A 25,387-nucleotide genomic window follows, 5' to 3' on the forward strand; every position below is an offset into this window, starting at 1 on the left:
CCGAACGGCACCACGCACCCCACTGCGACGGAAGGCCAACTCCCGTGACTTCGCTGCGCGTTCGGATCGGTGTCCTTGGAATCGCCCTGATGGCCGGGGCGCTCGCCCCGGGCGCCGCACACGCGGCTGCCGTGCCCTCCCCGTCCTCCCCGTCCTCCCCGTCCTCCCCGCCCTCCCCCACCGTCGAGGAGCAGCGGCTCGACCGGGCCGTGCCGCAGGAGATACTCCGGCGGTCCGGGTTCGACGCCGTGGCGCCGGGGTTCGCGCGAGCGCTCGGCGGCGCGCACTCGTACACGCAGGCCCGGCGGATCGTCGTACGGGACGGGTCCGCGTTGTGGCGGCGGGCCGTGGACCGGGCGCAGGGGCGGGGGCCGGTCTCCGGTGACATCAGCCGGGACGACGACCGGCCGCTGTACTGGGCGCGGCTGGGGATGACCCGGGACGTGCGCACCTGGCAGCCGGGGTTCGGGCTGAGCGAGCCGCAGCGGGCGGCGCTGCTCGACGTGCTGGAGCGGACCTCGCGCGGGCAGACCGACATCCGGTATCCCGGCAAGGGCGTGCGGCGGATCCTGGTCACCGGGTTCGACCCGTTCACGCTCGACCGGGACATCCGGATCTCCAATCCGTCCGGGGCGAGCGCCCTGGCCCTCGACGGCACGGTCGTGCAGACGGCGCAGGGGCCCGCGCGGGTGGAGACGGCCGTCTTCCCGGTGCGGTGGGACGACTTCGCGCAGGGGACCGTGGAGCGGGCGCTGCGGCCGTATCTGCCGAAGGTGGACCTGTTCACGACCGTGAGCCAGGGGCGGGTCGGGCGGTTCGACGTGGAGCGGACCAACGGGGCCTGGCGGGGCGGGTTCCCCGACAACGACAACGTGAGCCGGACGGAGACCGTCCCGGTCACCGACCCGGCCTCGCAGCCGCAGTGGACGACCACGACCCTGCCGTACGCGGCGATCGTGGCGGCGCCGACCGGGCGGTTCCCGGTGTACGACCACACCGAGGTGACCGAGATACCGGCGGGGGGCACGGAGGCCGTCGTACGGGCGGACGGGCCGACTCCCGGGTCCACGGCACGGGCCGGGGGCGGCGGGGACTATCTGTCCAACGAGATCGCCTATCGGGCCACGCTGCTGCGCGACCGGCTGGGGCTGCACGACAGCCTGCCCGGCGGGCATGTGCACACGCCGGTGCTGCAGTTCGGGGCAGGGAACACCACTGAGGTGACCGATCCGGAGTTCGTGCGCAACCGGGTGGACATCATCGACCAGGTGCGGGCGATCGTGACCGTGGCGGCGGACGCGAGCCTCAGGAAGTGAGCCGCCGGTCCCGGTCCCGGTCCCGGTCCTGATCCGGGTCCGGGTCCTGGTCCGGGTCCTCCTGCGCCGTCTCCTCGCCCAGCAGGTCGCGGGCGAGGAGGGTGGCGCCCGCGACCGCGCCCGGCATCAGGAACACCGCCACGAACGGGACCAGGAAGGCGAGGCCCAGCGGGGTGCCGAAGCCCCACACCAGGGTCTTGCGGGAGCGCAGCAGGGCGAGCCGGGCGCGCAGGTCGACGCCCCGGCGCTGGAGGGCGACGGCGGCGAGTTCCTCGGTGAGGAAGAAGCCGGTCACGAAGAAGCCGACGACGGGTACGACGGTCTGCCCGACGAGGGGCAGGAAGCCGAGGGCGAAGAGCAGCAGGCCCCACAGGCCGGCCCGGACCAGCACCCGCAGGCTGTCGCGGGCCGAGATCCACAGCTCGCGCCAGAACGGCAGCCCGGACTCGGGAGCGGTGCCGTCGGGCGAGACGTCCGCGTCGACCTTCTCGGAGAGGTTCTCGTAGAAGGGCTGGCCGACCAGCAGCGTGACGGCGGTGAAGGTGAGGACGGCGAGGAGCAGGCCGAAAACGAACAGCACGGCGGTGAGGAAGCCGCGGAAGAGCCCGAGCCAGGGGCTGGACCAGTCGTCGGCGAACGGGGTGGCCCAGGCGACGAGGTCCTCTCCCCATATCGCGAGGACGACCAGTGCCGCCGCGTACAGGACGAGGGTGATCAGGCCGGGCAGCAGACCGAAGCCGTACTGCTTGCCGTGCCGGCCGACCCACCGCTGGCCCTTGAGCAGATATCCGAAGCCCACCCCGAGATCACGCATGGTGAAGACTTTACCGGCGTGGTCCCGGGGCACAGTGGGGCAGGAACCCACCGGGAGGCGGTGACACCAAAACCTCCTGGTCACTGTTGAGTCGAACGGGTACGTCCCGCCGTACCGATCTCAGGAACCAGCAGGGCGTTGTTCACCATGGGAGCTGCCCGCGGCGGCTCGGTTGAGGAGAGCGGATGACGCAGGAGATCACCGTCCGGGGCACGGTCGCGGAGGGCTTCGAGGCGGTGCGCGAGGAATTCGCCGCCTTCGTCGCCGGCGAACCGGCCGACTACGAGGGACAGTTGTGTGCGTACGTCCACGGCCGGCGGGTCGTCGACCTGTGGGCGGGCGAGGGATCCGACGGGGACTCCCTCTACGGCGTGTTCTCATCCACCAAGGGCGCCGCGCACCTGGTCGTGGCGATGCTGGTGCAGGACGGCACGCTGGAACTGGACCGTAAAGTCACCTACTACTGGCCGGAGTTCGCCGCCGAGGGCAAGGGCACGCTGACCCTGCGGGAACTGATCGCGCACCAGGCGGGTCTGATCGGCACCGACACCGGGTTCAGCCCACAGGAGCTGGCGGACGACCGGGCGATGGCCGAACGCCTCGCCGACCAGCGGCCGTTCTGGCGCCCGGGCACCGCCTTCGGCTACCACGCCCTGGTCATCGGCGCGCTCACCGGCGAGGTGGTACGGCGGGCGACCGGCCGTACCCTCCAGGACGTGTACGAGGAGCGGGTCCGGGCGCCCTACGGCCTGGGCTTCTTCCTGGGCCTGCCGGCCGCGCACGAGCCGCGTTTCCGCACGACGCAGCCGATGCGGCCGACGTCCGAGCAGCAGGCGCTGCTCGACTCCGGCCCGTCCGGCCCCTGGACGCTCGCCGGGATCGCCTTCAACGAGCACGCGGCCGAGCCCGTGGACCTGGCGGCCCTGCCCAACGACCCGCGGGTCCGCGCCAGGGGCCCGGCGTCGTTCGGCGGGGTGGCGTCGGCGCGCGGCCTGGCCGGGATGTACGCGGCGCTGCTCAGCGAGATCGACGGCAAGGCCCCGCTGCTGAAGGAGGACACGGTGGCGGAGTTCGGCCAGTTCCACTCGGTGGGCTACGACCTGGTGGCGCGCGCCCACAAGTCGTACGGCCTGGGTTTCCAGGCGACGGCCGACACCTGGCACCCGTTCCTGGGCGCGGGCACGATCGGGCACAGCGGCGCGGCGGGGTCGCAGGCGTTCGCAGACCCGCGGAGCGGGGTCGCCTACGGCTACACACGGCGGAGGTTCGCGTTCCCGGGAGGAGCGGCACCGGAGAACGACCGGTTGGCAAGAGCGGTGCACTTGGCAGCCCTGGCCAACTGAAACGCGCACGCACCCGGCACACGAGAGGCCGCACCCCACGTCCAAGGGTGCGGCCTCCGCCATACACAACGACGGCCGTCGGACCGGCGTCACGCGGTCGCTCAGAGCTTGACGATCATCTTCCCGGTGTTGTCGCCGCGCAGGACCCCGAGGAACGCCTCCAGGTTGTTCTCGATGCCCTCGACGACCGTCTCGCGGTACTTCAGCTGCCCGGAGGCCACCCACGGGCCGACCTCGGCGACGAACTGCGGCTGCAGGTCGTAGTGGTCGCCGACCAGGAAGCCCTCGATCCGGCCACGGGTCTGGATGAGGCGGGCGAGGTTCCGCGGGCCTGGGGCGGGCTCGGTGTTGTTGTAGACGGAGATCATGCCGCAGACCGCGATCCGGCCGTCCCGGTTCAGCTGGCCGATGGCCGCCTCCAGGTGGTCGCCGCCGACGTTGTCGAAGTAGACGTCGACACCGTCGGGCGCGGCGGCACGGAGCTGCTCGGCGACCGAGCCGTTCTTGTAGTTGAAGGCCGCGTCGAAGCCGTACTCCTCGACCAGCAGCTTGACCTTGTCGTCGGAGCCGGCCGAGCCGATCACCCGCGAGGCGCCCTTGAGCTTGGCGATCTGCCCGACCTGGCTGCCGACCGCGCCGGCCGCGCCGGAGACGAAGACCGAGTCGCCCTCCTTGAAGGAGGCGGTGCGCAGCAGGCCGGCGTAGGCGGTGAGGCCGGTCATGCCGAGGACGCCGAGGTACGTCGACAGGGGCGCCGCCGCCGCGTCGACCTTGACGGCGTTCTTCGCGTCCATGACCGCGTACTCGCGCCAGCCGAAGAAGTGCAGGACGTGGTCGCCGACCGCGATGCCCTCGGCGTTGGACTCGACGACCTCGCCGACCGCGCCGCCCTGCATGACCTTGCCCAGCTCGAAGGGGGCGGCGTAGGACTTGGCGGCACTCATCCGGCCGCGCATGTACGGGTCGACGGAGAGGTACTCGTTCCGTACCAGCACCTGTCCCTCACCCGGCGTCGGAGCCTCCGCCTCGACCAGGGCGAAGTCCTCCGGCTTCGGCCAGCCGACAGGACGGCTGACCAGGTGCCACTCGCGGTTGATCATGATGCGCCTTTCCCAATTACTTCAGTACCTGAAACAACCATGCTCCTGAATATTTCATGATGTCAAGTAACCGGGTACCCTGGAGCGTATGTCGTCCTCACAGTCCAGCCCAGCGAAGACCCAGCGCCCAGACGCCCTGACCTTCGAGGTCGTCGAGCTGATCGGGGACGTCGTGGCCCGTTTCTACGCGGACTACGAGGAGGCGGCCGGCGAGCACGCGCTCACCGGGGCGCAGGCGCGCCTGCTCAGCCTGCTCTCGCTGGAGCCGCTGCCGATGCGGAAGCTGGCGCAGAAGCTGAAGTGCGAGCCGTCGAACGTGACGGGGATCGTGGACCGGCTGGAGGCGCGGGGGCTCGCGGAGCGGCGGCCCGACCCGGCCGACCGCCGGGTGAAACTGGCCGCGGCGACGGACGAGGGCCGGCGGGTCGCCCGCGAGCTGCGCGACGGGCTGCGCTTCGCGCGGGAGCCGCTGGCGGGGCTGTCGGACGCGGAGCGGCTGTCGCTGCGGGATCTGCTGCGGCGGATGCTGGATGCGTAGCCGGGGGGCGCCGCCGAGACCCGGCGGGACCCCCCTTCGGACGGTTACGCGAACTGGCCGGGGCGGTAGTCGCCCGCCGGCTGCTGGAAGATGACGTTCAGCCGGTTGTAGGCGTTGATCAGGGCGATCGTCGCCACCAGTGCGATGAGTTCCTCTTCGGTGTAGTGCTTGGCCGCGTTCTCCCACACCTCGTCGGGGACCCCGCCCGCCGCGTCGGCGATCCGGGTGCCCTGCTCGGCCAGCTCCAGCGCGGCGCGCTCGGCGTCGGTGAACACGGTCACCTCGCGCCATGCGCCGACCATGAGGAGGCGCTGCTGGGTCTCGCCGGCGGCGGCCGCGTCCTTGGTGTGCATGTCGAGGCAGAAGCCGCAGCCGTTGATCTGGCTGGCGCGGATCTTGACCAGCTCCAGGGTGGCGGCGGGGATCGACGTCCCCTCGGCGGCCTTGCCCGCGCCGTTGAACGCCTTGATCAGCTTGTTGGCGGTGGGGCTGGCGAAGAGGTTCAGACGGGCTTCCATGGTGTGTTCCTCCGTTGGGTTCAGCGGGATACACACCTATGACGGAGCGGGCTCTGCGGATGTGACACGGTGACCGAAGATTTGCAGGGTTTGCTTCGGCAGACCTTCGGGGGCGCTTCGGTGGGCGCCTCTTCTAGCTGCACCACCACAGGAACCGCGTGCACGAGTGGCTCTGCGACGGGGTGGGGCTCGGGTCGGAGGTCGTCGGGTTCGCCGTCGGGGTCGAGGCCGCCGAGGAAGTCGGTGCCGCCGTCGGTGTCTGCGGGCCCGAGCCCGTGCCCGTCGTCGCCGACTGTGCCGAGGGGTCCTTCGGGGACGCCGACGGCGACTGCGACTCCTTGTCCTTCGACGCGGAGGGGGACGCGGAGGCGGAAGGGTCGGCCGAGGCGGAGTTCGCCGCGCCGGACGCGCCGGACGTGTCGCCCAGGGGCTCGGCCGTCGTACCCGGGGACGACGTGGACGTACCGCCGTCGGCGGTGTCGCCGCCCGCCGAGGCCGGGCCCGGGCTCGTGAACGGTATGGCGTCCGTACCGAGTTCGGCGAGGCTCAGGCCACCCACCGCCAGGACGCACGCCGCGCTCACGAGAAGGATTCTGCGGCGCCGTCGGCGATGGGCCGCGGCCTTGCGGTCGCGACGGCTGCCGTCGGCCGCGGAAGGCTCCTCGACGTCCTCGGCAAGGCTCTCCGCGGCTCGTCCCCGACTCCGGCCGCCACGCCCGCGCGCCGCCCGCCGCCGGTCCGCGCGGCCACCCGTCAGGGGCTCGTCGCCCTCGTCGCCGTCACTGTCACCGTCGCCGGCCGCTCGTGCGTCCTCGTCGTCGGCCGCGCGTGCGTCCTCGCGGAACTCCGGCTCCGGGTAGGGCGTCTCACCGGTCGCGGCCGGGTCGGGGGCGGCCGCTTCCCGCGCGGACGCGCGTAGCGTTTCGGCCGGAGCGCCACACCCCGGGCAGGTGAGGGCGCCATTGAGGTGCCGTCGGCACGGGTAGCAGTAGTCCATGACGCGGGAAGACTAAGTTCCCCACGGGTCACATAACCAGCCACCCCTGTGAAGGTTCTGTGGGGGACCGAAAAACCTGTCGAAAGCCTTGCCGAAACCGTTACCTGTTCGACCCATTGACACCCCCGCCGCCCCGTCCTTACTGTCACGCCAGCATTTCGAACGTGTGACGAAATCTCGAACAGCTGAGGGGCAACTGCCGTGCGCATCACCGGAATCAGCACACACGTGGTCGGGACGCCGTGGCGCAACCTGACGTACGTCCAGGTGCACACCGACGAGGGGATCACGGGAGTCGGCGAGACCCGGATGCTCGGTCACACCGACGCGCTGATCGGCTATCTGCGGGAGGCCGAGGCCAACCACATTCTCGGTTCGGACCCGTTCGCGGCGGAAGACCTCGTACGCCGGATGAAGTACGGCGACTACGGCCGGGCGGGTGAGATCGTCATGTCCGGCATCGCCGTGGTGGAGATGGCCTGCTGGGACATCAAGGGCAAGGCGCTGGGCGTACCGGTGTGGCAGCTGCTCGGCGGGAAGGTCACCGACAAGGTCAAGGCGTACGCCAACGGCTGGTACACGACCGAGCGAACGCCGGAGGCGTACCACAAGGCCGCCCAGGGGGTGATCGAGCGCGGGTACCGGGCGCTGAAGATCGACCCGTTCGGGACCGGGCACTTCGAGCTGGACCACGAGCAGACGCTGTACTCCGTGTCGCTGATCGAGGCCGTGCGGGACGCCATCGGGCCCGACGCCGAGCTGATGCTGGAGATGCACGGGCGGTTCTCGCCGGCGACGGCCGTCCGGCTCGCGCGCGAGCTGGCGCCCTTCAAGCCGGCCTGGCTGGAGGAGCCCTGCCCGCCGGAGAACCTGAAGGCGCTGGAGAAGGTCGCCGCCAAGGTGGACATCCCGGTCGCCACCGGTGAGCGCATCCACGACCGCATCGAGTTCCGCGAGCTCTTCGAGAGCCAGGCCGTCGACATCATCCAGCCGGACGTCGGCCATATCGGCGGTATCTGGGAGACGCGGAAGCTGGCCGCCACCGCCGAGACGCACTACGTGCTGGTCGCCCCGCACAACGTGGGCGGATCCGTGCTGACCGCCGCCTCCCTCCAGGTCGGGTTCGCCTCCCCCAACTTCAAGATCCTGGAGCACTTCAACGACTTCGCCGACGCCGACATCAAGAAGGTGGTCAAGGGCGCGCCGGAGGTCGTCGACGGGTACTTCCACCTCTCCGACGCACCCGGCCTCGGGGTCGAGTTCGACGCCGACGCCGCCGCGGAGTTCCCGCAGCAGCAGGCCCGCTTCGACCTCTGGGCGGACGGCTGGGAGCAGCGCAAGCCCAAGGGGACCAAGTGAGCTCCCAGGTCGTCGTCGAGGCGCCGGGCGTCCACCGGGTCGAGGAGCACACGCCCCGCGAGCCCGGTCCCGGCGAGGCGCTGGTCGCCGTGCACGCGGTCGGGATTTGCGGTAGCGACCGTGAGGTGTACCAGGGGAACCGGCCCGAGGGGTACGTCCGCTACCCGCTGACACCCGGCCACGAGTGGTCGGGGACCGTCTCCCGGGTGGGGGCCGGGGTGCCCGCCTCGCTCGTCGGGCGCAAGGTCGTCGGCGAGGGGTTCCGGAACTGCCAGGTGTGCGACCGGTGCCACGCCGGTGAGACCACGCTGTGCACGGACGGGTACGAGGAGACCGGGTTCACCCAGCCGGGCGCCATGGCCGCCACCCTCACCCTGCCGGCCCGGCTGCTGCACCCCCTGCCGGACGACGCCGACCTCACCGCCGCCGCCCTCCTCGAACCCGCCGCCTGTATCGCGGCGGCCGCGCTGAAGGGCAACGCCCAGCCGGGCGAGCGGGTCGCGGTGGTCGGCACCGGGACGCTCGGGATGTTCGCCGTGCAGTTCCTGAAGGCGATCTCGCCGGGCGAACTGCTGGTGGTCGGTACCCGGAACGACCGGGAGGCGCTCTCCCGGCAGTTCGGGGCGACCGACTTCCGTACCAGGGACCAGAAGCTCCCCGACGACTTCGACGTGGTCATCGAGACCGCCGGGTCCGCGTCCGCCGCGCGCACCGCCGCCGCCCTGCTCCGGCGTGGCGGGCGCCTGGTCCTGACCGGTATCCCGGCCGCGGGTGCCGAGGGTCTGGACCCGACCGACCTCGTCGTACGGCAGCTGGAGGTGCACACCGTCTTCGGGGCGCCGCCGGATGCCTGGGCGCACACGGTACGCGTCTTCGGGGCCGGACTCCTCGACCCGCTGCCGCTGGTCACGCACGAGCTGCCGCTGACCGGGTTCCCCCAGGCCATCGAGCTGGTGGGGGCCGGTGATCCGAAGGTGGGCAAGGTGCTGCTCCGCCCCTAGCCGTACGCCGGCCGCGGCGTGCCCTGACCTCGCCGTGGCCGGCGTACCACCAAAGCCTTTTCCTACCCCGAGCCGCGAACCTCGTCCGAAATACCGAACAAGAAGGACAGCTTGTGACGACCGACGCTTCCGTTACGGCGGCCCGCCGACCCGGTGAGCAGGCGCTCACCGCACTCGGACTGGGCGCGCCCGCCCTCGACCCCGCCGACGCCTCCGCCCACACGTTCCCGGGCGGCGGCAAGTGGCGCACCGAGATCCCCTCCTGCGAGGGCCCCGAGGCGCTGGCCGTCGTGCTCAAGGAGTCCTCGCGGCTGGACGTGCCGATCCACCGGATCAGCCAGGGCAGCGGGGTGTGGATGCTCACCGACGCCGAGATCACCGAGATGGTCGAGGCGACCGACGAGCGGGACATCGAGCTGTGCCTGTTCACCGGCCCGCGCGGCACCTGGGACATCGGCGGGTCGGTGCGCTCCGACTCGCGGGGAGCCGGACTGCGCGCACGCGGCCACGACGCCGTCGCCGGATGCGTCGAAGACGCGTTGCGGGCCACGGAGTTGGGCGTCAAGTGCCTGCTCGTCGCCGACGAGGGCGTGCTGTGGACGCTGCACCGGGCGCGGCAGGCCGGGATCATCCCGGCCGACACCACGCTGAAGGTGTCCGCGCTCGTCGGGCCGGTCAACCCGGCCTCGTACTCGGTCTTCGAGCACCTCGGCGCCGACTCCGTCAACGTGCCGAGCGATCTGACGCTCGATCACCTCACCGAGATCCGCCGGGTGTCGGGCGCTCCCATGGACATGTACATCGAGGCCCCCGACGACCTCGGCGGCTACGTCCGGATGTACGAGGTCGCCGAGCTGATCCGGCGCGGCGCACCGATCTATCTGAAGTTCGGTCTGTCCAAGGCTCCCGGTATCTACCCGTGGGGCACCCATCTGCGGGACGTGACCCTGGACACCGCGCGGGAGCGGGTGCGGCGGGGCCGGCTCGCCCTGGACCTGCTGGCGCGGCACGGGGCGGACGGGGACATGGCGCCGCTGGGGTCCCGGTTGCCGGGTTCTCTCCGCCGGTTCCCCGTCGAAGGTGCCGCTGAATGAGCGATGGGGGCTGCGGGCCGTCGGTGGCTGATCGCGCAGTTCCCCGCGCCCCTCGGGGCGCTTCAAACCGACCTTGCTTGACACATCTCAACGACGAGAAGGACAAGGACGATCACCATGCGCACTCGTAGAAGCGCCCTCACCCTCATAGCCGGGGCCGCCTCCCTCGCTCTGACCCTGTCCGCCTGCGGCCAGAGCGGTGAAGGCGGCAGCAAGGAGGACAGCGGCAGCGCCAAGGGCGGCACGATCGGCATCGCGATGCCGACCAAGTCCTCCGAACGCTGGATCGCCGACGGCAACAACGTCGTCAAGAACCTGAAGTCCAAGGGCTACAAGACCCAGCTGGTCTACGGCGAGGACAACCCGGAGACCCAGGTCTCGCAGATCGAGAACCTGATCACCCAGGGCGTCAAGGGCCTGATCATCGCGGCCATCGACAACAAGTCCCTGAACAACGTGCTCCAGGAGGCCGCGGACGCCAACATCCCGGTCATCGCCTACGACCGGCTGATCCTCGGCACCAAGAACGTCGACTATTACGCGTCCTTCGACAACGAGAAGGTCGGTGTCGAGCAGGGCACGTACATCGTGCACAAGCTGGGTCTGGACAGCGGCAAGAAGGGTCCGTTCAACATCGAGCTGTTCGCCGGCTCGAACGACGACAACAACACCAAGTACTTCTTCAACGGCGCGATGAGCGTGCTCCAGCCGTACATCGACAAGAAGGAGCTGGTGGTCAAGTCCGGGCAGACCGCGCTGAACAAGGTCACCACCCTGCGCTGGGACGGTGCGACCGCGCAGTCGCGCATGGAGGACATCCTCACCTCCTCCTACAAGTCCGCCAAGGTCGACGCGGTGCTCTCGCCCTACGACGGCATCTCGATCGGCATCCTCGCCGCGCTGAAGTCGGACGGCTACGGGTCCAGCAGCCAGCCGCTGCCCGTCATCACCGGCCAGGACGCCGAGCTGGCCTCGGTGAAGTCGATCATCGCGGGTGAGCAGACGCAGACCGTCTACAAGGACACCCGGCAGCTCGCCAAGGTCGCCGCGACCATGGTCGACGACGTCCTGAACAAGAAGACCCCGCAGGTCAACGACACCAAGACGTACGACAACGGGTCCAAGGTCGTCCCCGCCTACCTGCTCCAGCCGGTGAGCGTCGACAAGTCCAACTACGAGGACATCCTGGTCAAGGGTGGCTACTACACGGACGCCGAGCTCAAGTAATCCGCCGACCCCTGATCGCCAAGCACTGATTGGAAGGCAGACCATGGCGGGACCCGTCCTGGAAATGCGCTCGATCGTCAAGACCTTTCCCGGCGTCAAGGCACTGTCGGACGTCACTCTGACCGTCCGTCAGGGCGAGGTCCACGCCATCTGCGGGGAGAACGGCGCCGGCAAGTCGACCCTGATGAAGGTCCTCTCCGGCGTCCATCCGCACGGCAGTTACGAGGGCGAGATCCTCTTCGAGGGCGAGCCCTGCGCGTTCGGTGACATCCGGGCGAGCGAGCAGCGCGGCATCGTGATCATCCACCAGGAGCTGGCGCTGTCGCCGTACCTCTCGCTGGCGGAGAACATCTTCCTCGGCAACGAACACGCCAAGGGCGGGTTCATCGACTGGCGGGAGACCCTGCGGCACGCCACCGAGCTGCTGCGCCGGGTGGGTCTGGAAGACCACCCGGAGACCCGCGTCACCGACATCGGCGTGGGCAAGCAGCAGCTGGTGGAGATCGCGAAGGCGCTCTCGAAGAAGGTGAAACTGCTCATCCTCGACGAGCCGACCGCGGCTCTGAACGACGAGGACAGCGGCAAACTCCTAGATCTGATCCTGGAGTTGAAGAACCAGGGCATCACCTCGATCATCATCTCGCACAAGCTCAACGAGATCCGCCGGGTCGCCGACTCGGTGACGATCATCCGTGACGGTCACTCCATCGAGACCCTTGACGTGAAGTCGGCGGAGACGACGGAGGAGCGGATCATCTCCGGCATGGTCGGCCGCGACCTCGACCACCGCTTCCCCGAGCGCACCCCCTACGAGGGCGAGGAGGACGCGGCACCGGCCCTGGAGATCCGCGACTGGACCGTGCGGCACCCGATCGACCAGGAGCGCAAGGTCGTCGACGACGTGTCGATCCATGTCCGGCGCGGCGAGATCGTCGGTATCGCGGGCCTGATGGGCGCCGGCCGCACCGAACTCGCGATGAGCGTCTTCGGGCGGACCTACGGCCGTTACGCGGGCGGCACGGTCCTCAAGGACGGCACGGAGATCCGTACCAAGTCGGTCGCCGAGGCGGTCGGGCACGGCATCGCGTACGTCACCGAGGACCGCAAGCACTACGGCCTCAACCTCATCGACACCATCAACCGCAACATCTCGCTGACCGCGCTGAACAAGGTCGCCAGGCGCGGGATCGTGGACGAACACGAGGAGCGGCAGGTCTCCGAGGGCTACCGCAAGTCCATGAACATCAAGGCGCCGACGGTCTTCGAGCTGGTGGGCAAGCTGTCGGGCGGCAACCAGCAGAAGGTCGTCCTCAGCAAATGGATCTTCGCAGGACCGGACGTGCTGATCCTGGACGAGCCGACCCGCGGGATCGACGTCGGCGCCAAATACGAGATCTACACGGTCATCGACCAGCTCGCCGCCCAGGGCAAGGCGGTCGTCTTCATCTCCTCCGAGCTGCCCGAACTGCTCGGCATGTGCGACCGCATCTACACCATGGCCGCGGGCCGGCTGACCGGTGAGGTGCCCCGGGCCGAGGCCACGCAGGAAGTGCTGATGCGCCATATGACGAAGGACAAAGAGGTAACGCGATGAGCACGGATGTCACCGCCAAGAGCCCGGCGCCCGCGCCGCCGGGCAAGAGCGGATCGGCCGCCGACGGGAACCTGCTCCGGATGGTCCTCGACGGGCTGCGCCGCAACATGCGCCAGTACGGGATGCTGATCGCGCTCGGCCTGATCGTCGCCCTGTTCGCCGTGTGGACCGACGGGGACCTGCTGCTGCCGCGCAACGTCTCCAACCTGGTGCTGCAGAACAGCTACATCCTGATCCTGGCCATCGGCATGATGATGGTGATCATCGCCGGGCACATCGACCTGTCGGTCGGATCGCTGACGGCGTTCGTGGGCGCCTTCGCCGCCGTGCTGACGGTCAATCACGGAGTGGCCTGGCCACTCGCGTTGGTCCTGTGCCTGGCGATGGGTGCCGTGGCCGGCGCGCTGCAGGGCGTGCTGATCGCCTACCTCGGCATACCGTCGTTCATCGTCACCCTCGCCGGGATGCTGCTCTTCCGCGGTCTCACCGAGATCCTGCTCCAGGGCCAGACCATCGGCCCGTTCCCGAACGGCCTGCAGAACCTGGGCAACGGCTTTCTGCCCGAGGTGGGCCCGCACACCAACTACCACAACATCACGCTGCTGCTGGGCATCGTGCTGATCGCCGCCGTGGTCTGGCAGGAGTTCCGCGACCGGCGCCGCCAGCAGGAGTTCGCCCTGGACGTGCCGCCCACCCGGCTGTTCCTGCTGAAGCTGACCGCGCTGATCGCCGCGATCCTCGTCCTCACCATGCTGCTCGCCAGCTACAAGGGCGCCCCGATCGTCCTGATCGTCCTGGGCGCGCTGGTCGTCGGCTACGGCTACGTGATGCGCAACGCGGTCTTCGGCCGGCACATCTACGCGATCGGCGGCAACCTGCCGGCGGCCAAGCTGTCCGGCGTCAAGGACAAGAAGGTCTCCTTCTACGTCTTCCTGAACATGGGCGTGCTCGCGGCCCTGGCCGGTCTGGTGGTCGCCGCCCGGCTGAACGCGGCCTCGCCGAAGGCGGGCGACGGCTTCGAACTGGAGGCGATCGCCTCCTCGTTCATCGGCGGCGCCTCCATGAGCGGCGGTGTCGGCACCATCCTCGGCGCCATCATCGGCGGTCTCGTCCTCGGCGTGCTGAACAACGGCATGAACCTCCTCAGCGTCGGCACCGACTGGCAGCAGGTCATCAAGGGCCTCGCCCTCCTCGCGGCGGTCGGATTCGACGTGTGGAACAAGCGCAAGTCCGGTTCGTAAGTCAGCGCGAACGCTCCGCTGGAAGGCCGAATGGAAACTGCGGGCCGGTGGAAGCTGGTCGCGCCCGCGCGGCGGTAGCCGCACATTCGATACCGCCCCGCGCCCCTTTGGGGCGCGGGGCCCAGCGAGCGCCTTTCAACTCTCTTCTCAAGGAGCCGCTAGATGGAACTGAACAGACGCACGGTCATCGCAGGAGCCGCGGCCGCGGGCATCGCCGCCACCACCCTCGGCACAGGCACTGCCGAGGCCGCCTCGGGAGGCAGGAAGCCGGTGAAGGAGTCCTTCGGGAAGCTCGCCGACGGCACCAAGATCTACCGCTGGTCGCTGGAGAACGGCGGCACCCGCCTGAAGGTCCTCAACTGGGGCGGTGTCGTCCAGACCCTGGAGGTCCCGGACCGGCGCGGCCACTACGCCAACGTGGTCAACGGCTTCGACGACATCGCCGACTACGTCGCCGGCTCGCCGTACTTCGGCGCGCTGATCGGCCGCTACGGCAACCGGATCGGCAAGGGTCAGTTCACCCTGGACGGCAAGAGCTACCAGCTCTCCGTCAACGACGGCGTGAACAGCCTGCACGGCGGCACTCAGGGTTTCGACAAGCACGTCTGGGACGTCGAGCCGTTCACCAAGGGCTCGGACGTCGGCCTCGTCCTGCACTACACCAGCGTCGACGGGGAGATGGGCTACCCGGGCACGCTCAAGGCGACGGTGACGTACACCCTCACCAAGCACGGCGAGTGGATCATCGACTACCGGGCCACCACCGACAAGGCCACGGTCGTCAACCTCACCAGCCACGTCTACTGGAACCTCGCCGGCGAGGGCAGCGGCACGATCGAGGACCACGAGCTGACGATCGCGGCGGGGCGGTACACGCCGACCGACTCGGGGCTGATCCCGACCGGTGAGCTGGCGACCGTCCACGGCACGCCCTTCGACTTCCGCGAGACGAAGACGATCGGGCGGGACATCCGGGCCGGGCACGCGCAGCAGGTGCAGGCCAAGGGGTACGACCACAACTGGGTCCTCGACAAGGGGATCACCGCGAAGCCGGAGCACATCGCGACGCTGCGGGACCCGCGGTCGGGCCGCACGCTGAAGATCGCGACCGACCAGCCGGGACTGCAGTTCTACTCCGGGAACTTCCTGGACGGGACGCTGACGGGGACGGGTGGGCGGACGTACCGGCAGGGTGACGCGCTGTGCCTGGAGACCCAGCACTTCCCTGACTCGCCGAACCACGCGAACTTCCCGTCGACGGTGCTTCGGCCGGGGCAGGTCTACAGGACACGGACGGTTCATTCGTTCGGGGCCTGAGAGAGCGTGGGCGCGGCCGGTAAGGGGCTGGTCGCGCCCACGCGGCGGAGCCGCATATCGGCGCAGCTCCGCGCCCCTTACGGGGCGCCGCACCACCCGGTTCCAAGAAGAAACGTAAACGCACACTTTTTTCACACGGGTTGAACAGCGCCGCACCCGTCTCCGTACTCAAAGGTGGCCCGTGCTCCCCCGCGCGGGCCACCCAAGACGACGGGCCCGGTCGTCCCCACCGGGCCCGCCTCATACGGAGGTTCAATGGCAGGCAACGTCACCTCGTTGTTCCGCAGCGGCGCGCACAGCCCGTCGATGGCGGCGCTGACCCGTGAGGGGGGCGAGGGGGCCGGTCCCGTTGACTTCTGCATTCCCTGCAATCCGTACTTTCCCACCCCGGCGATGATGGAAACGATGGCGTCCAGACTCAAGGACATCATCACGTTCTATCCGAGCAGCGCCGACACCATCACCGCCGAGCTCTGCCAGCTCCTCCAGCTCCCGCCGCAGGCCGTCGCCATGGGCAACGGCTCCACCGAGCTGATCACCTGGATCGACCACCTGCTGGTCCGCGAGTCCCTCGCCATCCCCGTCCCCACCTTCGGCCGCTGGACCGACCAGCCGATGGAGACCGGCAAGCGCGTCGACATGTTCCCGCTCCAGGAGTCCAACGGCTTCGCCCTCGACCTCGCGCAGTACGCCGAGTTCATCCGCAAGCGGGGCACCCGGGTCGCGGTCATCTGCAACCCCAACAACCCTGACGGCGGCTTCCTCCACAAGCAGGCCCTGGTGCAGTTCATGGACGCCATGGCCGACCTGGACCTGATCGTCATCGACGAGTCGTTCCTGGAGTTCGCCGACGCCGAGGCCGAGCCCAGCGTCGTCCAGGAGGCGATGCTGCGGCCGAACGTCATCGTGCTGCGCAGCCTCGGCAAGAACTTCGGTCTGCACGGCATCCGGTTCGGCTACATGGTCGCCAACCCCTCGCTGGCCGGCAAGGTCCGCTCGATGCTGCCGAAGTGGAACCTCAACGCGTTCGCCGAGTACGTCGTCTTCATGCTCAAGGAGCACGGCGCCGAGTACGCGCAGAGCCTGCTCCAGGTCCGCAAGGACCGGCTGGAGATGGCCAGCCAGCTCTCCGTCCTGCCGGGTCTGACCGTCTACCCCTCGCAGGGCAACTTCCTCTTCGTGCGCCTTCCCGTCGGCGCCGAAGGCACGGTGGTCCGGGACCGGATGCTCACCGAGCACCGCATCCTGGTCCGCGAGTGCGGAAACAAGATCGGTTCGTCCAGCCGCTTCCTGAGGCTCGTCGTGCGCCCCGAGGTGGACGTGCGTCGCCTGGTGTCCGCCATGGAACAGGTGCTCTACGGGTCCAGGAGGGGAGCCGCCGTGCCCGAGCTGGGCAATGGGACCAGCTACAGCTCGGGTACGGCGGCGGTGGACCGGCTGGTGAGCGAGACCAACGGGGCGGGCATGCAGCTCGCGCAGGCCGTCGGCATGGGGCCCGTGCCCGGTCTCGCGGCGGCGCCGGCCATGGGGCCGGGTCTCGCCGCCGCTCCCCCCGCCGGTGTCGGCATGCCGCTCCCCGTCGCCGCGCAGCAGGGCGGCGCCGGGATGCCGATGCCGGCGGCGGCGCCCGCGATGCAGCAGCCTCAGCCGATGGTGGCCCAGATGCAGCCGCCCATGCAGGTACCACCGATGCAGGCGCCGATGCAGGCGCCGCCGATGCAGATGCCCATGCAGGCCCCGGCTCCCGTGCCGCCTGTCCCGGCCGGGCCCACCCCGACCGGGGTTCCGGCGCGGGGTGGACTGACCGCCGCGCAGGTCCGGGGCATGACCGCGCCGGCGCCTCCGCCGCCCGGACTGGCCCCGGCGCCGGCCACGGGGTGGCCGAACGCGCAGAGCTGGCCCAACGCGGCGGGGATGGGGCAGGCCGGGTAGGTACGGTGTGGGGGCGAGTGCGGCGCCGTCGTGGCTGGCCGCGCCCACGCGGCGGCAGCCGCACATCGACACGGCCCCGCGGGGTCGCAAGTCGCCGTGGCCGGTGGAACCGTGCCCCGTGAGGGGCGCGGGGAACTGCGCGGCCGGCCCCCACCGGCCCGCGGTGAACGGACCGCGCAACCGGCGGAGCGCTCAGCCCCGCACGGCGTGCAACAGCGACGCTCCGAGGGGGAGCGCGTAGCAGGCCGTCGGCTTGAAGCCCGCCCCCTCCAGCAGGCGCCCGTAGTGGGCCTCTTCCCTCTCCCGGCCGCCCACGTTGCACAGCATGTGGACGTCCCAGGCTGCCGCTGTGTCGCCGGGCAACAGGCGTTCCACAACGAGCAGTTGGCTGCCCTCGCGCATCGCCTCGGCGCAGCGCTGCAGGATGGTCACGCAGCGTTCGTCGTCCCAGTCGTGCAGGACGCGGGACAGGAGGTAGACGTCGCCGCCCTCCGGGACGGACTCGGTGAAGTCGCCGGCGGCGAAGGTGCAGCGGCCGGTCAGGTCGGCCAGGTGAGACCGGGCCGCCGCCAGCGCCTCGGGGCGTTCCAGCAGGACGCCCTCCAGGTGGCCGTGGGCCCGGAGGATCCGGCCGAGCAGCGCGCCGTTGCCGCCGCCCACGTCCACCACGCGCCGTACGCCGGAGAAGTCGACCAGGTCGGGGACCGGGGTGAACATCTCCGCGCTCGCGGCCATCGCCCGGTGGAAGAGGTCGCCGAGTTCGGGGTGTTCGGCGAAGTAGGGGAAGTGGTGCTGTCCGTAGCGGTGGGCGAAAGCTTCCTGCCCGGTGCGTACGGCGTACGTCAGGCCGGCGAAGGAGTCGTAGAACGGGCCGCCGTACAGCAGCGCGAGCGGGTGCAGGGAGTACTCGGTGCCGGTGTGCAGGGGCTCGCCGAGGGCGGTGAGGTGGTAGGTGCGGTCGGCCGAGGCGGTCAGCAGGCCCAGGGCGGCCAGGTAGCGCAGGAGCCGGCGCAGGGCGTCGGGGTCGGTGCCGGTGTGGTCCGCGAGGGTGTCGGCGTCCAGGCCCGGCCGGGCGGCGAGGTGGTCGGCGATGCGGAGTTCGGCCATGGTGCGGACGGCCTGGGTGGCCCAGGCGCCGGTCATGACGCCGAGGAGGGAGAGGGTCGCGTCCGGCACGGGGTCGTGGCGGCCGGGGAGCCGCAGTTCGAAGCGGCGGTGGTGGGCGGTGCGGAAGTAGAGGACGGTGACGTTCTCGTGTTTGTTGTAGCCGCCGCCGTCCGGGACGGCGCCCGCGCGTTCGGTGAGCAGGGTGCGCAGTCCGGCCGGGATCACCCGTCCCGGGGCGGTCACGGCGAAGGCGTGGTGGGACTCGTGGCCGGCGGCGCGTTCGTCGGCGGCGACCGTCTCCAGCGGGGAGCCGGGCGGCACGGGCAGCGCGAAGATCTCCACGGTCCGCCCGGCGACGGGCACATGCACGATCCCGACCGGGCTGTCGGCGACGGCCGGGCCATAGCGCCGGGCCAGCCGTCCGCGTACCACCACGCTCGGTGTGACGGGTCCCGGTTCCAGCCCGGCGCGCCGCAGTTCGTCGGGGAGGGCGTCGAGGGAGACGGGGAAGACCAGCACGGCGGTGTGGTCGTAGACGAGATGGCGGGCGACGTCGGTCCGCTCCTCGGCCGTCAGATCGGGCAGCAGGTCGGCGAGGACCCGGTCGGTGTCGTGGTCGCGGACGTGGCCGGCCGCGTGCCGGATCCGTTCCAGGTCGGCTTCCGTCAGACATGCTTGAACGACGGAGAGGTTCATGAAGGGTTCCCGTTGATCGTGGGGTGGGGAGAAACCGGGGGTTGTGGATCCCGGGGATCAGATGCCGGTGTAGTTCTCGGCGAAGAAGTCCTGGTGGGAGCGGGAGGTGCGGAGGCTCTCCAGGCGGGCGTACTGCAGCGCCCGTCCGTAGCGGGCGGTGTCGTCGTCGCCGTCGGGGCCGTGCAGCAGGGTGCTCATCCACTGCGAGAACTCGTGGGCGTGCCAGATGCGGGGCAGGCAGGAGCCGGCGTACCGGCCGAGGCCGGCTTCGTCGCCGTGGGCCACGGCGCTTTCGAGGGCGCGGGCGAGTGACTCGGCTTGCAGGATGGCGAGGTTGGCGCCCTTGGCCGCGGACGGGCTGATGAGCCCGGCGGAGTCGCCGGCCAGCCACAGCCGGCCGGCGCCCAGGGTCTCCAGGACGTCGGAGCGCAGGTCGACGAGTGTCTTCTCCAGGACGGCGCCCTCGCGCAGCGGTCCGAACTCGGCCGTCCGCATCCGGGTCGCGAGCTCCGTCCAGATCCGGTCCTCGCTCCACTCGGCGGGGTCGGTGCCTCGCGGGCACTGCAGGTAGTACCGGGTGACGGAGGCGGTGCGGGCCATGTGGCCGGCGAACCCCCGCTCGTGCAGGGCGTATCCGACGGCCGGCAGGCTGGGCGGGGCCGCGACCAGTACGGCCAGCCAGGAGACGCCATGGTCCCAGCGGGCGGTCCGGGCGCCGTGGGCCGTGAGGGCGGCGCGGCCGATGCCCCGGTGTCCGTCGCATCCGGCGACATACCGCCCGGTGACGTCCGCGCCGCCGCGCACCCGCACCCGGCCGTCGGTCACCTCTTCGGCCTCGGCGCCGAACCGGATCTCCCCGCCGCGCCGCAGGTACTCGGCGACCAGGTCCCGTACGAGTTCCTGCTGGGGGTAGACGGTGTGCGGCTCGCCGAGGCCCAGCTTTCCGTAGTCCAGGGTGAATTCGCCCCGGTCGCTGCGGAACAGGCAGGTCGTGTGGGTCTGCCCGCGGGCGAGCAGGCCGGCCGCCAGGCCGTTCTCCGTCAGGATCCGCACCGAGTGGGGGGCGAGGAAACCGGCCCTGGCCCGGCCCTCGACCGCGTCCCGGCCGCGCCGCTCCAGGATCACGCAGTCGACACCGCGGTCCAGGAGCAGATTCCCCAGCACCAGCCCTGCCGGTCCAGCCCCGACGATCACCACACCGACCTGTGCTGTTGTCATACCCGCCCCCGAAGATTCCTTTTGGCCAGGAGGTTTCATATCAGCCGGATCCTGGATACAGGCGGCCGAAGGGGGTTGAAGCGGGATGATTAGCCCGAAAGGGTTGCCGGAGGCGACGAACACCGCGAGGCCGAGAGGCCGAGAAGCCAGGGGGCAAACGCCACGGTGCCCGTCCGCATCATGCGGACGGGCACCGGATGGAGCGCCGGGCAGGCCTTGCACCTGCATTTCCCCGCAGGAAGCGGGGCGTCTTTCCTTGGACCACCAACGCAGTACCAGCCACCGGGTGTTGTGGTGACCAGCTCTGAGACGATCATACCGTATCCGGCGCGTCCTCCTGCTCCTCGTCGAGCCCGCGGACCAGGCCGCGCAGGACGGGCCCGTACTCGGGGTGGGAGAGGGCGAAGGCCATCTGGGCGACGAGGTAGTCGGCCGGGTTGCCGGTGTCGTACCAGCGGCCCTGGATGACCTGCCCGTACACGGCCCGGCTGGCGGCGTAGGCGTTGATGGCGTCGGTCAGGTACACCTCGCCGGTGCGGTGCTCGTACCAGCGGCGGGTCTGTTCGCGCAGTTCGTCGATGATGCCGGGGGTGATGACGTACCCGCCGATGGCCGCGTACGGGGACGGCGCGTCGGCCGGTGCGGGCTTCTCCACCAGGCCGGTGATGCGCAGCTGGCCGTCGCCGAGGTCCTCCTTGACTATGGGCACGCCGTAGCGCTGGGAGTCGGCGGGGTCCATCGGCAGCAGGGCCAGCACCGGGCAGCCGGTCTGCTCGTAGGCGCGGATCAGCTGCTGGGAGCGGGGGACGTCGGCGACGAACACGTCGTCCGGCCAGAGCACCAGGACGGGCTCGTCGCCGAAGGAGCGGGCGGCGTTCAGCACGGGCGTGCCGTTGCCGTACGGGCCGTACTGGTCGAGGTAGGTGATGTGACCGCGGCGGGCCAGCTCGGCGACCTCCTCGACGGCGTCCGCGTAGGCGGTCTTCCCGTCGGCGCGCAGCTGCTCAACGAGCCCGGGATTGGGCCGGAAGTGGTCCTGGATCAGGCTCTTGCCGCCCGAGACGACGATGGTGATGTCGGTGATGCCGGAGTCCACCAGCTCCCGCACCGTGTGCTCGATCACCGGCTTGTCGCCGACCGGGAGCATCTCCTTCGGCGTGGCCTTCGTCAGCGGCAGCAGACGGGAGCCGAGTCCGGCGGCGGGGATCACGGCCCTGCGGATCGTCGGGGGCATCAGGTCTCTCTCGGTCGGACGGCACGGGTACGCCGACGCTATCAACGGGCGCCGTGTCACCCGGTGAACGCCGACCGGCCGGAGTCCTTCGTCCAGACGATTTCCGGGCGAAGGCGAGATGAAGAGAAAGGTGAAGAGAAAGGCGAAGGGGGAGGTGCCGGGGGAGGGGGAGGTGAAGAAGGGGGAGGGGCGTCCCGGTCCGCGGACTCCTCCGGCGCCATGCTCATCGCGGCGGCTCCGTCTCCGCCGGGGCGGGGACCGTCCCCTGGGCGCGCAGCTCGGCGATCTCGGCGGGGCCGAAGCCCAGCTCGGCGAGGATCTCGTCGTTGTGCTCGCCCAGCTCCGGCGCCCGTCTCGCCGGCACCTTCGGCACCCCTCGGAGGTTGACCGGGCTGCTGACGGTCTCCGCCAGCCCGCTGACCCCCTCCAGCGGGACGACGATGTCGTTCTCGCGCAGCTGCGGGTCCCGCGCGGCCTCTTCCGGTGTCTGGATGAGGCTGTAGGTGATGCGTTCCCGGTCCAGCGCGTCCTTCCAGTGGGCGAAGGGCCGCGAGCGGAACTCGGTGTCGAGCAGCTCGGCCAGTGCGGAGGCGTGCCGGATCAGACCCTCCAGGTCGGCGAAGCGGGGGTCCTCCAGCAGTTCGGGGTGTCCGACGGCGCGTGCGAGCCCCTGCCAGCGCGCGGGTGAGGCGACCAGCATGAGCCATTCGCCGTCCGCGGTCCGGTAGGGGTTGTTCAGCGGGTTCGCCGGGGCCTTCCGGTCGTGCAGCTCGAAGGGGGTGCCGTCGGCGAGGGCGCCGGCCACCAGGGTGCCGGTGGCCCAGACGCCGGTGGCGAGCAGTGACGTCCCGACATTGGCCCCTTGTCCGGTCCGCTCGCGGCGGTAGAGGGCGGTCGTGATCGCCGCGTAGATGGCGATCGCCGTCGTGTAGTCGCCGCTCCCCCAGACCGGCACGGTCGGTGGGGCGCCCGCGTCCCGGGTGGAGGCCAGCAGGCCGCTGCGCGACCAGAAGGCGGTCAGGTCGAAGCCCGGCTGCCGGGCGTCGGGGCCGGTGTCCCCGAAGCCGGTGAGGTCGGCGTAGACGACCCGCGGGTTCCAGCCGGAGACCTCCTCGTAGCCGAGGTGCAGCTTCTCGCGGGTGCCGTGCGGGAAGTTGGTGATCACCACGTCGGCCCACTCGACGAGCCGCTTGAGGACCTCGACGGCCGTCGGCGACTTCAGGTCCAGCACCATGCCCCGTTTGTTGCGGTTGGCGAGGTGCCAGCTGTAGTTCGCCTTCGCCTGCGGACTGGGCGGCACGGAGCTCAGCCGCCGCTGGGGGTCGCCCGCCCCCGGTGGCTCGATCTTGATGACGTCCGCTCCGAAGTCGGAGAGCACGGTGGCCGCGGCCGGTGCCGCGATGAACGAGGACGCGTCGAGGACCTTCAGGCCGGTGAAGACGGATTCGGTGGTCATCGTCATCACTTCACGAAGGCGCTCAGGCCGCCGGTGACGGCGCGTCCCACGATCAGGGTCTGGATCTCCCGCGTGCCCTCGTACGAGTAGAGGGCCTCGGCGTCGGCGACGAATCGGCCGACCTTGTAGTCCAGGACGATGCCGTTGCCGGCCAGCAGTTCCCGGGCCCACCCGACGCTCTCCCGCATCCGCACGGTGCAGTACGCCTTCGCGAGGGCGGAGTGCTCGTCCTTGTAGATCCCGGCGTCCTGCAACTGGGCCAGGCGCACCACCATCCCGCACGAGGCGGTGGCATTGCCGAGCATCTTCACCAGCAGGTCCTGGACGAGCTGGAAGCCGCCGATCGGGCGCCCGAACTGCTCGCGTTCCTTCGCGTACTGCAACGCGATCTCGTAGGCGCCGAACATCGTCCCCACGGCCTGCCAGGCCACCCCGCTGCGGGTCTGGCGCAGGATGCCGGCGGTGTCCTTGAACGAGTTCGCGTTCTGCAGCCGGTTGGCCTCCGGAACGCGACAGCCGTCGAGCACGATGTCGGCGTTCTGCACGATCCGCAGCGCCATCTTGTTCTCGATCTTCGTCGCCGTGAACCCGGGGGTGTCCTTCTCCACGACGAAGCCCAGCACGTGGTTCGTCTCGGTGTCCCGCGCCCAGATGACGACCAGGTCGGCGAAGGTCGCGTTGCCGATCCACCGCTTGGCCCCGTCGAGGATCCAGCCGTCGCCGTCGCGGCGCGCGGTCGTCCGCAGGCCGCCGGCCACGTCGGAACCCCCGTGCGGCTCGGTCAGCCCGAAGGCGCCGATCTTCTCGAAGCGGCTCATCGCCGGCAGCCAGCGCTGCTTCTGCTCCTCGGAGCCACAGGCGAGGATCGAGCCCATGGCGAGCCCCGTGTGCACGCCGGAGAAGGTCGCCAAGGACGCGTCGGCATGCGCGAATTCCAGCGCGAGGAATCCCGACAGGAGATTGCTCGGCTTGGTCTCCGCGGAGGCCGGGTCCGCCCAGTCCACCAGCCCGAGCCCGCCGAACCCCGCCACCAGCTGGAAGGGGAACTCGGCTCGGGCCCAGTAGTCGTCGACGAGGGGAGCGGCCTGCGTGTCGAGGAACTCACGGACGCGCTCGATCTTCTCCCGCTCGCCGTCCGTCAGCAGTTCCTCGAAGGAGTAGAAATCGGCGGGCAGCCGCCCTGCGCCCAGGTAGGGACCGGACGGTGTGGGCAGAAGCGGGGTGGCACCCATGGAAATCCTCCTCCAGCACGGTTCTCTGGCGCGATTAGACCCGGATCCCGTGCCGATTCCCGCGCGCCCTCGCCGTTCAAGGGGTGCCCTCGTCGCGGCGAACGACCCCAATGGCCCCTTTCGTGCCCGGTACCGGCGCGTTCCGCGACGTCGAACAGTGATCGTCCGTCCGGCTGTCTCAACTCAGGACTTGACGGTTGTTCACTTTGCTGAACTGACAGCTTTCCGACAGCAACCATTCCTACGGTGCCGTGTCCATGACAGACACCTCAGAGGACGCCCGCTCCGTCGGGCGCCGTACCGTACTCGTCGCCACCGGGACGACCGCCGCTGCCCTGGCCGTAGGTGCAGCGGTCTCGACCGAGGCCCCCGCGGCAGTCGCCGCCCCCGACCTCAAGCCGGCCGCCGCCGCGGCGGTCTGCACGCTCACGGAGGAGATGACCGAAGGCCCCTACTACCTCGACGGCGCGCTGGTCCGCACCGACATCACCGAGGGCAAGCCCGGCATCACGTTCAAGCTCGCCCTGACCGTCGTCAACTCCGCCTGCACCGTCATCCCCAACGCCCTCGTGGAGGTCTGGCACACCGACGCGCTCGGCGAGTACTCCGGGTACGTCGGCAACAACGGCCACAACGAGGCCGACGACGGCACCTTCCTGCGCGGCGGCGTGCTCACCAACTCCAGCGGCGTCGCCAACATCACCACCATCTACCCGGGCTGGTACCGGGGCCGCTGCATCCACATCCACGTGAAGGTCCACACGGGCGTCACCCTGACCTCCGACGGCTCCTTCACCGGCGGCAGGACCGTGCACACCGGCCAGCTCTTCATCAACGAGACCATCACCACGGCCGTCGCCAAGGTCTCGCCCTACTCGACCAACACGACCACCCGCACCACCCTCGCCCAGGACTCCATCTACGACGACGGCGGCGCCACCTCCGGCCTGATGACCGTCACCGGCTCCACCACCGCCGGCTACACCGGCACGCTCACCCTCGGCGTCTCCAGCTGACGCCCGGGCCCCGGGGGCACGTCCCCCGGGGCCCGAC

21 protein-coding genes are annotated in these 25,387 nt (G+C 70.3%); 12 read left to right on the forward strand and 9 right to left on the reverse strand.

Features of this window, described 5'->3' with window-relative positions; all coding sequences use genetic code 11:
* Window positions 1-44 precede the first annotated feature (44 nt).
* Window positions 45-1,316: a pyroglutamyl-peptidase I gene (locus ACZ5K7_RS07325; protein ID WP_468911463.1), complete on the forward strand. Its 1,272-nt coding sequence runs from the start codon at window positions 45-47 to the stop codon at window positions 1,314-1,316.
* On the opposite strand, the gene ACZ5K7_RS07330 is transcribed toward ACZ5K7_RS07325, so the two are convergent.
* On the reverse strand, window positions 1,306-2,130 hold the full coding sequence (locus ACZ5K7_RS07330; RefSeq protein WP_468911466.1) for an EI24 domain-containing protein: 825 nt from the start codon (window positions 2,128-2,130) through the stop codon (window positions 1,306-1,308). The genes ACZ5K7_RS07325 and ACZ5K7_RS07330 overlap by 11 nt on opposite strands.
* Window positions 2,131-2,315: 185 nt before the next feature.
* Between ACZ5K7_RS07330 and ACZ5K7_RS07335 the strand changes: the two genes are divergently transcribed.
* Window positions 2,316-3,473, forward strand: a complete 1,158-nt coding sequence (locus ACZ5K7_RS07335; RefSeq protein WP_351692068.1) for a serine hydrolase domain-containing protein — start codon at window positions 2,316-2,318, stop codon at window positions 3,471-3,473.
* Window positions 3,474-3,574: 101 nt separating this feature from the next.
* On the opposite strand, the gene ACZ5K7_RS07340 is transcribed toward ACZ5K7_RS07335, so the two are convergent.
* Window positions 3,575-4,573 (reverse strand): NADP-dependent oxidoreductase, encoded by a 999-nt coding sequence (locus ACZ5K7_RS07340; protein WP_351692065.1) that lies wholly within the window; start codon window positions 4,571-4,573, stop codon window positions 3,575-3,577.
* 88 nt (window positions 4,574-4,661) lie between these two features.
* On the opposite strand from ACZ5K7_RS07340, the gene ACZ5K7_RS07345 reads away from it, so the two are divergent.
* Window positions 4,662-5,111 carry a MarR family winged helix-turn-helix transcriptional regulator gene (locus tag ACZ5K7_RS07345; RefSeq protein ID WP_351692062.1) on the forward strand — a complete coding sequence of 150 codons (450 nt, stop codon included), beginning with the start codon at window positions 4,662-4,664 and terminating at the stop codon, window positions 5,109-5,111.
* A 44-nt stretch (window positions 5,112-5,155) separates the two neighbouring features.
* Here the strand turns inward: ACZ5K7_RS07345 and ACZ5K7_RS07350 are convergent, their stop codons facing one another.
* Together ACZ5K7_RS07350 and ACZ5K7_RS07355 are read right to left on the reverse strand one after the other, a co-directional pair.
* Window positions 5,156-5,629, reverse strand: coding sequence for a carboxymuconolactone decarboxylase family protein (locus ACZ5K7_RS07350; protein WP_468911471.1), 474 nt, complete (start codon window positions 5,627-5,629; stop codon window positions 5,156-5,158).
* Between the two features lie 133 nt (window positions 5,630-5,762).
* The gene (locus tag ACZ5K7_RS07355; RefSeq protein WP_351692056.1) at window positions 5,763-6,626 is read right to left on the reverse strand and encodes an SCO2400 family protein; all 864 of its coding nucleotides are present in this window, start codon (window positions 6,624-6,626) and stop codon (window positions 5,763-5,765) included.
* Window positions 6,627-6,827: 201 nt separating this feature from the next.
* On the opposite strand from ACZ5K7_RS07355, the gene ACZ5K7_RS07360 reads away from it, so the two are divergent.
* From ACZ5K7_RS07360 to ACZ5K7_RS07395, 8 genes are all read left to right on the forward strand, one after another.
* The gene (locus ACZ5K7_RS07360; RefSeq protein ID WP_468911474.1) at window positions 6,828-7,985 is read left to right on the forward strand and encodes a mandelate racemase/muconate lactonizing enzyme family protein; all 1,158 of its coding nucleotides are present in this window, start codon (window positions 6,828-6,830) and stop codon (window positions 7,983-7,985) included.
* Window positions 7,982-8,986, forward strand: coding sequence for a zinc-dependent alcohol dehydrogenase (locus ACZ5K7_RS07365; protein WP_351692051.1), 1,005 nt, complete (start codon window positions 7,982-7,984; stop codon window positions 8,984-8,986). Before ACZ5K7_RS07360 ends, ACZ5K7_RS07365 begins: the two co-directional genes overlap by 4 nt.
* A 113-nt stretch (window positions 8,987-9,099) precedes the next feature.
* On the forward strand, window positions 9,100-10,080 hold the full coding sequence (locus ACZ5K7_RS07370; RefSeq protein WP_351692048.1) for a hypothetical protein: 981 nt from the start codon (window positions 9,100-9,102) through the stop codon (window positions 10,078-10,080).
* A 117-nt stretch (window positions 10,081-10,197) separates the two neighbouring features.
* Window positions 10,198-11,307: a multiple monosaccharide ABC transporter substrate-binding protein gene (chvE, locus tag ACZ5K7_RS07375; protein WP_468911478.1), complete on the forward strand. Its 1,110-nt coding sequence runs from the start codon at window positions 10,198-10,200 to the stop codon at window positions 11,305-11,307.
* A gap of 43 nt (window positions 11,308-11,350) precedes the next feature.
* Complete coding sequence (gene mmsA, locus ACZ5K7_RS07380) at window positions 11,351-12,901, forward strand: multiple monosaccharide ABC transporter ATP-binding protein (protein WP_468911481.1); 1,551 nt, start codon at window positions 11,351-11,353, stop codon at window positions 12,899-12,901.
* Window positions 12,898-14,142, forward strand: coding sequence for a multiple monosaccharide ABC transporter permease (mmsB, locus tag ACZ5K7_RS07385; RefSeq protein WP_351692039.1), 1,245 nt, complete (start codon window positions 12,898-12,900; stop codon window positions 14,140-14,142). Before mmsA ends, mmsB begins: the two co-directional genes overlap by 4 nt.
* A 162-nt stretch (window positions 14,143-14,304) precedes the next feature.
* Window positions 14,305-15,459 (forward strand): aldose epimerase family protein, encoded by a 1,155-nt coding sequence (locus ACZ5K7_RS07390; RefSeq protein WP_351692036.1) that lies wholly within the window; start codon window positions 14,305-14,307, stop codon window positions 15,457-15,459.
* Between the two features lie 255 nt (window positions 15,460-15,714).
* Window positions 15,715-17,391 carry a pyridoxal phosphate-dependent aminotransferase gene (locus ACZ5K7_RS07395; RefSeq protein WP_468911485.1) on the forward strand — a complete coding sequence of 559 codons (1,677 nt, stop codon included), beginning with the start codon at window positions 15,715-15,717 and terminating at the stop codon, window positions 17,389-17,391.
* Between the two features lie 192 nt (window positions 17,392-17,583).
* On the opposite strand, the gene ACZ5K7_RS07400 is transcribed toward ACZ5K7_RS07395, so the two are convergent.
* The 5 genes from ACZ5K7_RS07400 to ACZ5K7_RS07420 all read right to left on the reverse strand — a co-directional run bounded on the left by ACZ5K7_RS07400 (window position 17,584) and on the right by ACZ5K7_RS07420 (window position 24,334).
* A complete protein-coding gene (locus ACZ5K7_RS07400; RefSeq protein ID WP_468911488.1) occupies window positions 17,584-19,194 on the reverse strand; it encodes a methyltransferase in 1,611 nt (536 codons plus the stop codon).
* A 57-nt stretch (window positions 19,195-19,251) separates the two neighbouring features.
* Window positions 19,252-20,412, reverse strand: a complete 1,161-nt coding sequence (locus tag ACZ5K7_RS07405) for a 4-hydroxybenzoate 3-monooxygenase (RefSeq protein WP_468911490.1) — start codon at window positions 20,410-20,412, stop codon at window positions 19,252-19,254.
* 313 nt (window positions 20,413-20,725) lie between these two features.
* Window positions 20,726-21,646, reverse strand: a complete 921-nt coding sequence (locus ACZ5K7_RS07410; RefSeq protein ID WP_351692024.1) for a UTP--glucose-1-phosphate uridylyltransferase — start codon at window positions 21,644-21,646, stop codon at window positions 20,726-20,728.
* 223 nt (window positions 21,647-21,869) lie between these two features.
* Window positions 21,870-23,102 (reverse strand): CaiB/BaiF CoA transferase family protein, encoded by a 1,233-nt coding sequence (locus ACZ5K7_RS07415; RefSeq protein WP_468911494.1) that lies wholly within the window; start codon window positions 23,100-23,102, stop codon window positions 21,870-21,872.
* Between the two features lie 5 nt (window positions 23,103-23,107).
* The gene (locus tag ACZ5K7_RS07420) at window positions 23,108-24,334 is read right to left on the reverse strand and encodes an acyl-CoA dehydrogenase family protein (protein ID WP_351692018.1); all 1,227 of its coding nucleotides are present in this window, start codon (window positions 24,332-24,334) and stop codon (window positions 23,108-23,110) included.
* Window positions 24,335-24,591: 257 nt separating this feature from the next.
* On the opposite strand from ACZ5K7_RS07420, the gene ACZ5K7_RS07425 reads away from it, so the two are divergent.
* Entirely contained in the window at window positions 24,592-25,350 is a 759-nt protein-coding gene (locus ACZ5K7_RS07425) for an intradiol ring-cleavage dioxygenase (protein WP_468911499.1), read from the forward strand.
* Window positions 25,351-25,387 lie beyond the last annotated feature (37 nt).

It is taken from the genome of Streptomyces sp. NPDC031497, assembly GCF_055580905.1.

Coding starts and splice junctions, on each gene's coding strand:
- ACZ5K7_RS07330 (WP_468911466.1), bottom strand. CDS start 2,130: ATGCGTGATCTCGGGGTGGGCTTCGGATATCTGCTCAAGGGCCAGCGG.
- ACZ5K7_RS07335 (WP_351692068.1), top strand. CDS start 2,316: ATGACGCAGGAGATCACCGTCCGGGGCACGGTCGCGGAGGGCTTCGAG.
- ACZ5K7_RS07340 (WP_351692065.1), bottom strand. CDS start 4,573: ATGATCAACCGCGAGTGGCACCTGGTCAGCCGTCCTGTCGGCTGGCCG.
- ACZ5K7_RS07345 (WP_351692062.1), top strand. CDS start 4,662: ATGTCGTCCTCACAGTCCAGCCCAGCGAAGACCCAGCGCCCAGACGCC.
- ACZ5K7_RS07350 (WP_468911471.1), bottom strand. CDS start 5,629: ATGGAAGCCCGTCTGAACCTCTTCGCCAGCCCCACCGCCAACAAGCTG.
- ACZ5K7_RS07355 (WP_351692056.1), bottom strand. CDS start 6,626: ATGGACTACTGCTACCCGTGCCGACGGCACCTCAATGGCGCCCTCACC.
- chvE (WP_468911478.1), top strand. CDS start 10,198: ATGCGCACTCGTAGAAGCGCCCTCACCCTCATAGCCGGGGCCGCCTCC.
- mmsA (WP_468911481.1), top strand. CDS start 11,351: ATGGCGGGACCCGTCCTGGAAATGCGCTCGATCGTCAAGACCTTTCCC.
- mmsB (WP_351692039.1), top strand. CDS start 12,898: ATGAGCACGGATGTCACCGCCAAGAGCCCGGCGCCCGCGCCGCCGGGC.
- ACZ5K7_RS07390 (WP_351692036.1), top strand. CDS start 14,305: ATGGAACTGAACAGACGCACGGTCATCGCAGGAGCCGCGGCCGCGGGC.
- ACZ5K7_RS07395 (WP_468911485.1), top strand. CDS start 15,715: ATGGCAGGCAACGTCACCTCGTTGTTCCGCAGCGGCGCGCACAGCCCG.
- ACZ5K7_RS07400 (WP_468911488.1), bottom strand. CDS start 19,194: ATGAACCTCTCCGTCGTTCAAGCATGTCTGACGGAAGCCGACCTGGAA.
- ACZ5K7_RS07405 (WP_468911490.1), bottom strand. CDS start 20,412: ATGACAACAGCACAGGTCGGTGTGGTGATCGTCGGGGCTGGACCGGCA.
- ACZ5K7_RS07410 (WP_351692024.1), bottom strand. CDS start 21,646: ATGCCCCCGACGATCCGCAGGGCCGTGATCCCCGCCGCCGGACTCGGC.
- ACZ5K7_RS07415 (WP_468911494.1), bottom strand. CDS start 23,102: ATGACCACCGAATCCGTCTTCACCGGCCTGAAGGTCCTCGACGCGTCC.
- ACZ5K7_RS07420 (WP_351692018.1), bottom strand. CDS start 24,334: ATGGGTGCCACCCCGCTTCTGCCCACACCGTCCGGTCCCTACCTGGGC.
- ACZ5K7_RS07425 (WP_468911499.1), top strand. CDS start 24,592: ATGACAGACACCTCAGAGGACGCCCGCTCCGTCGGGCGCCGTACCGTA.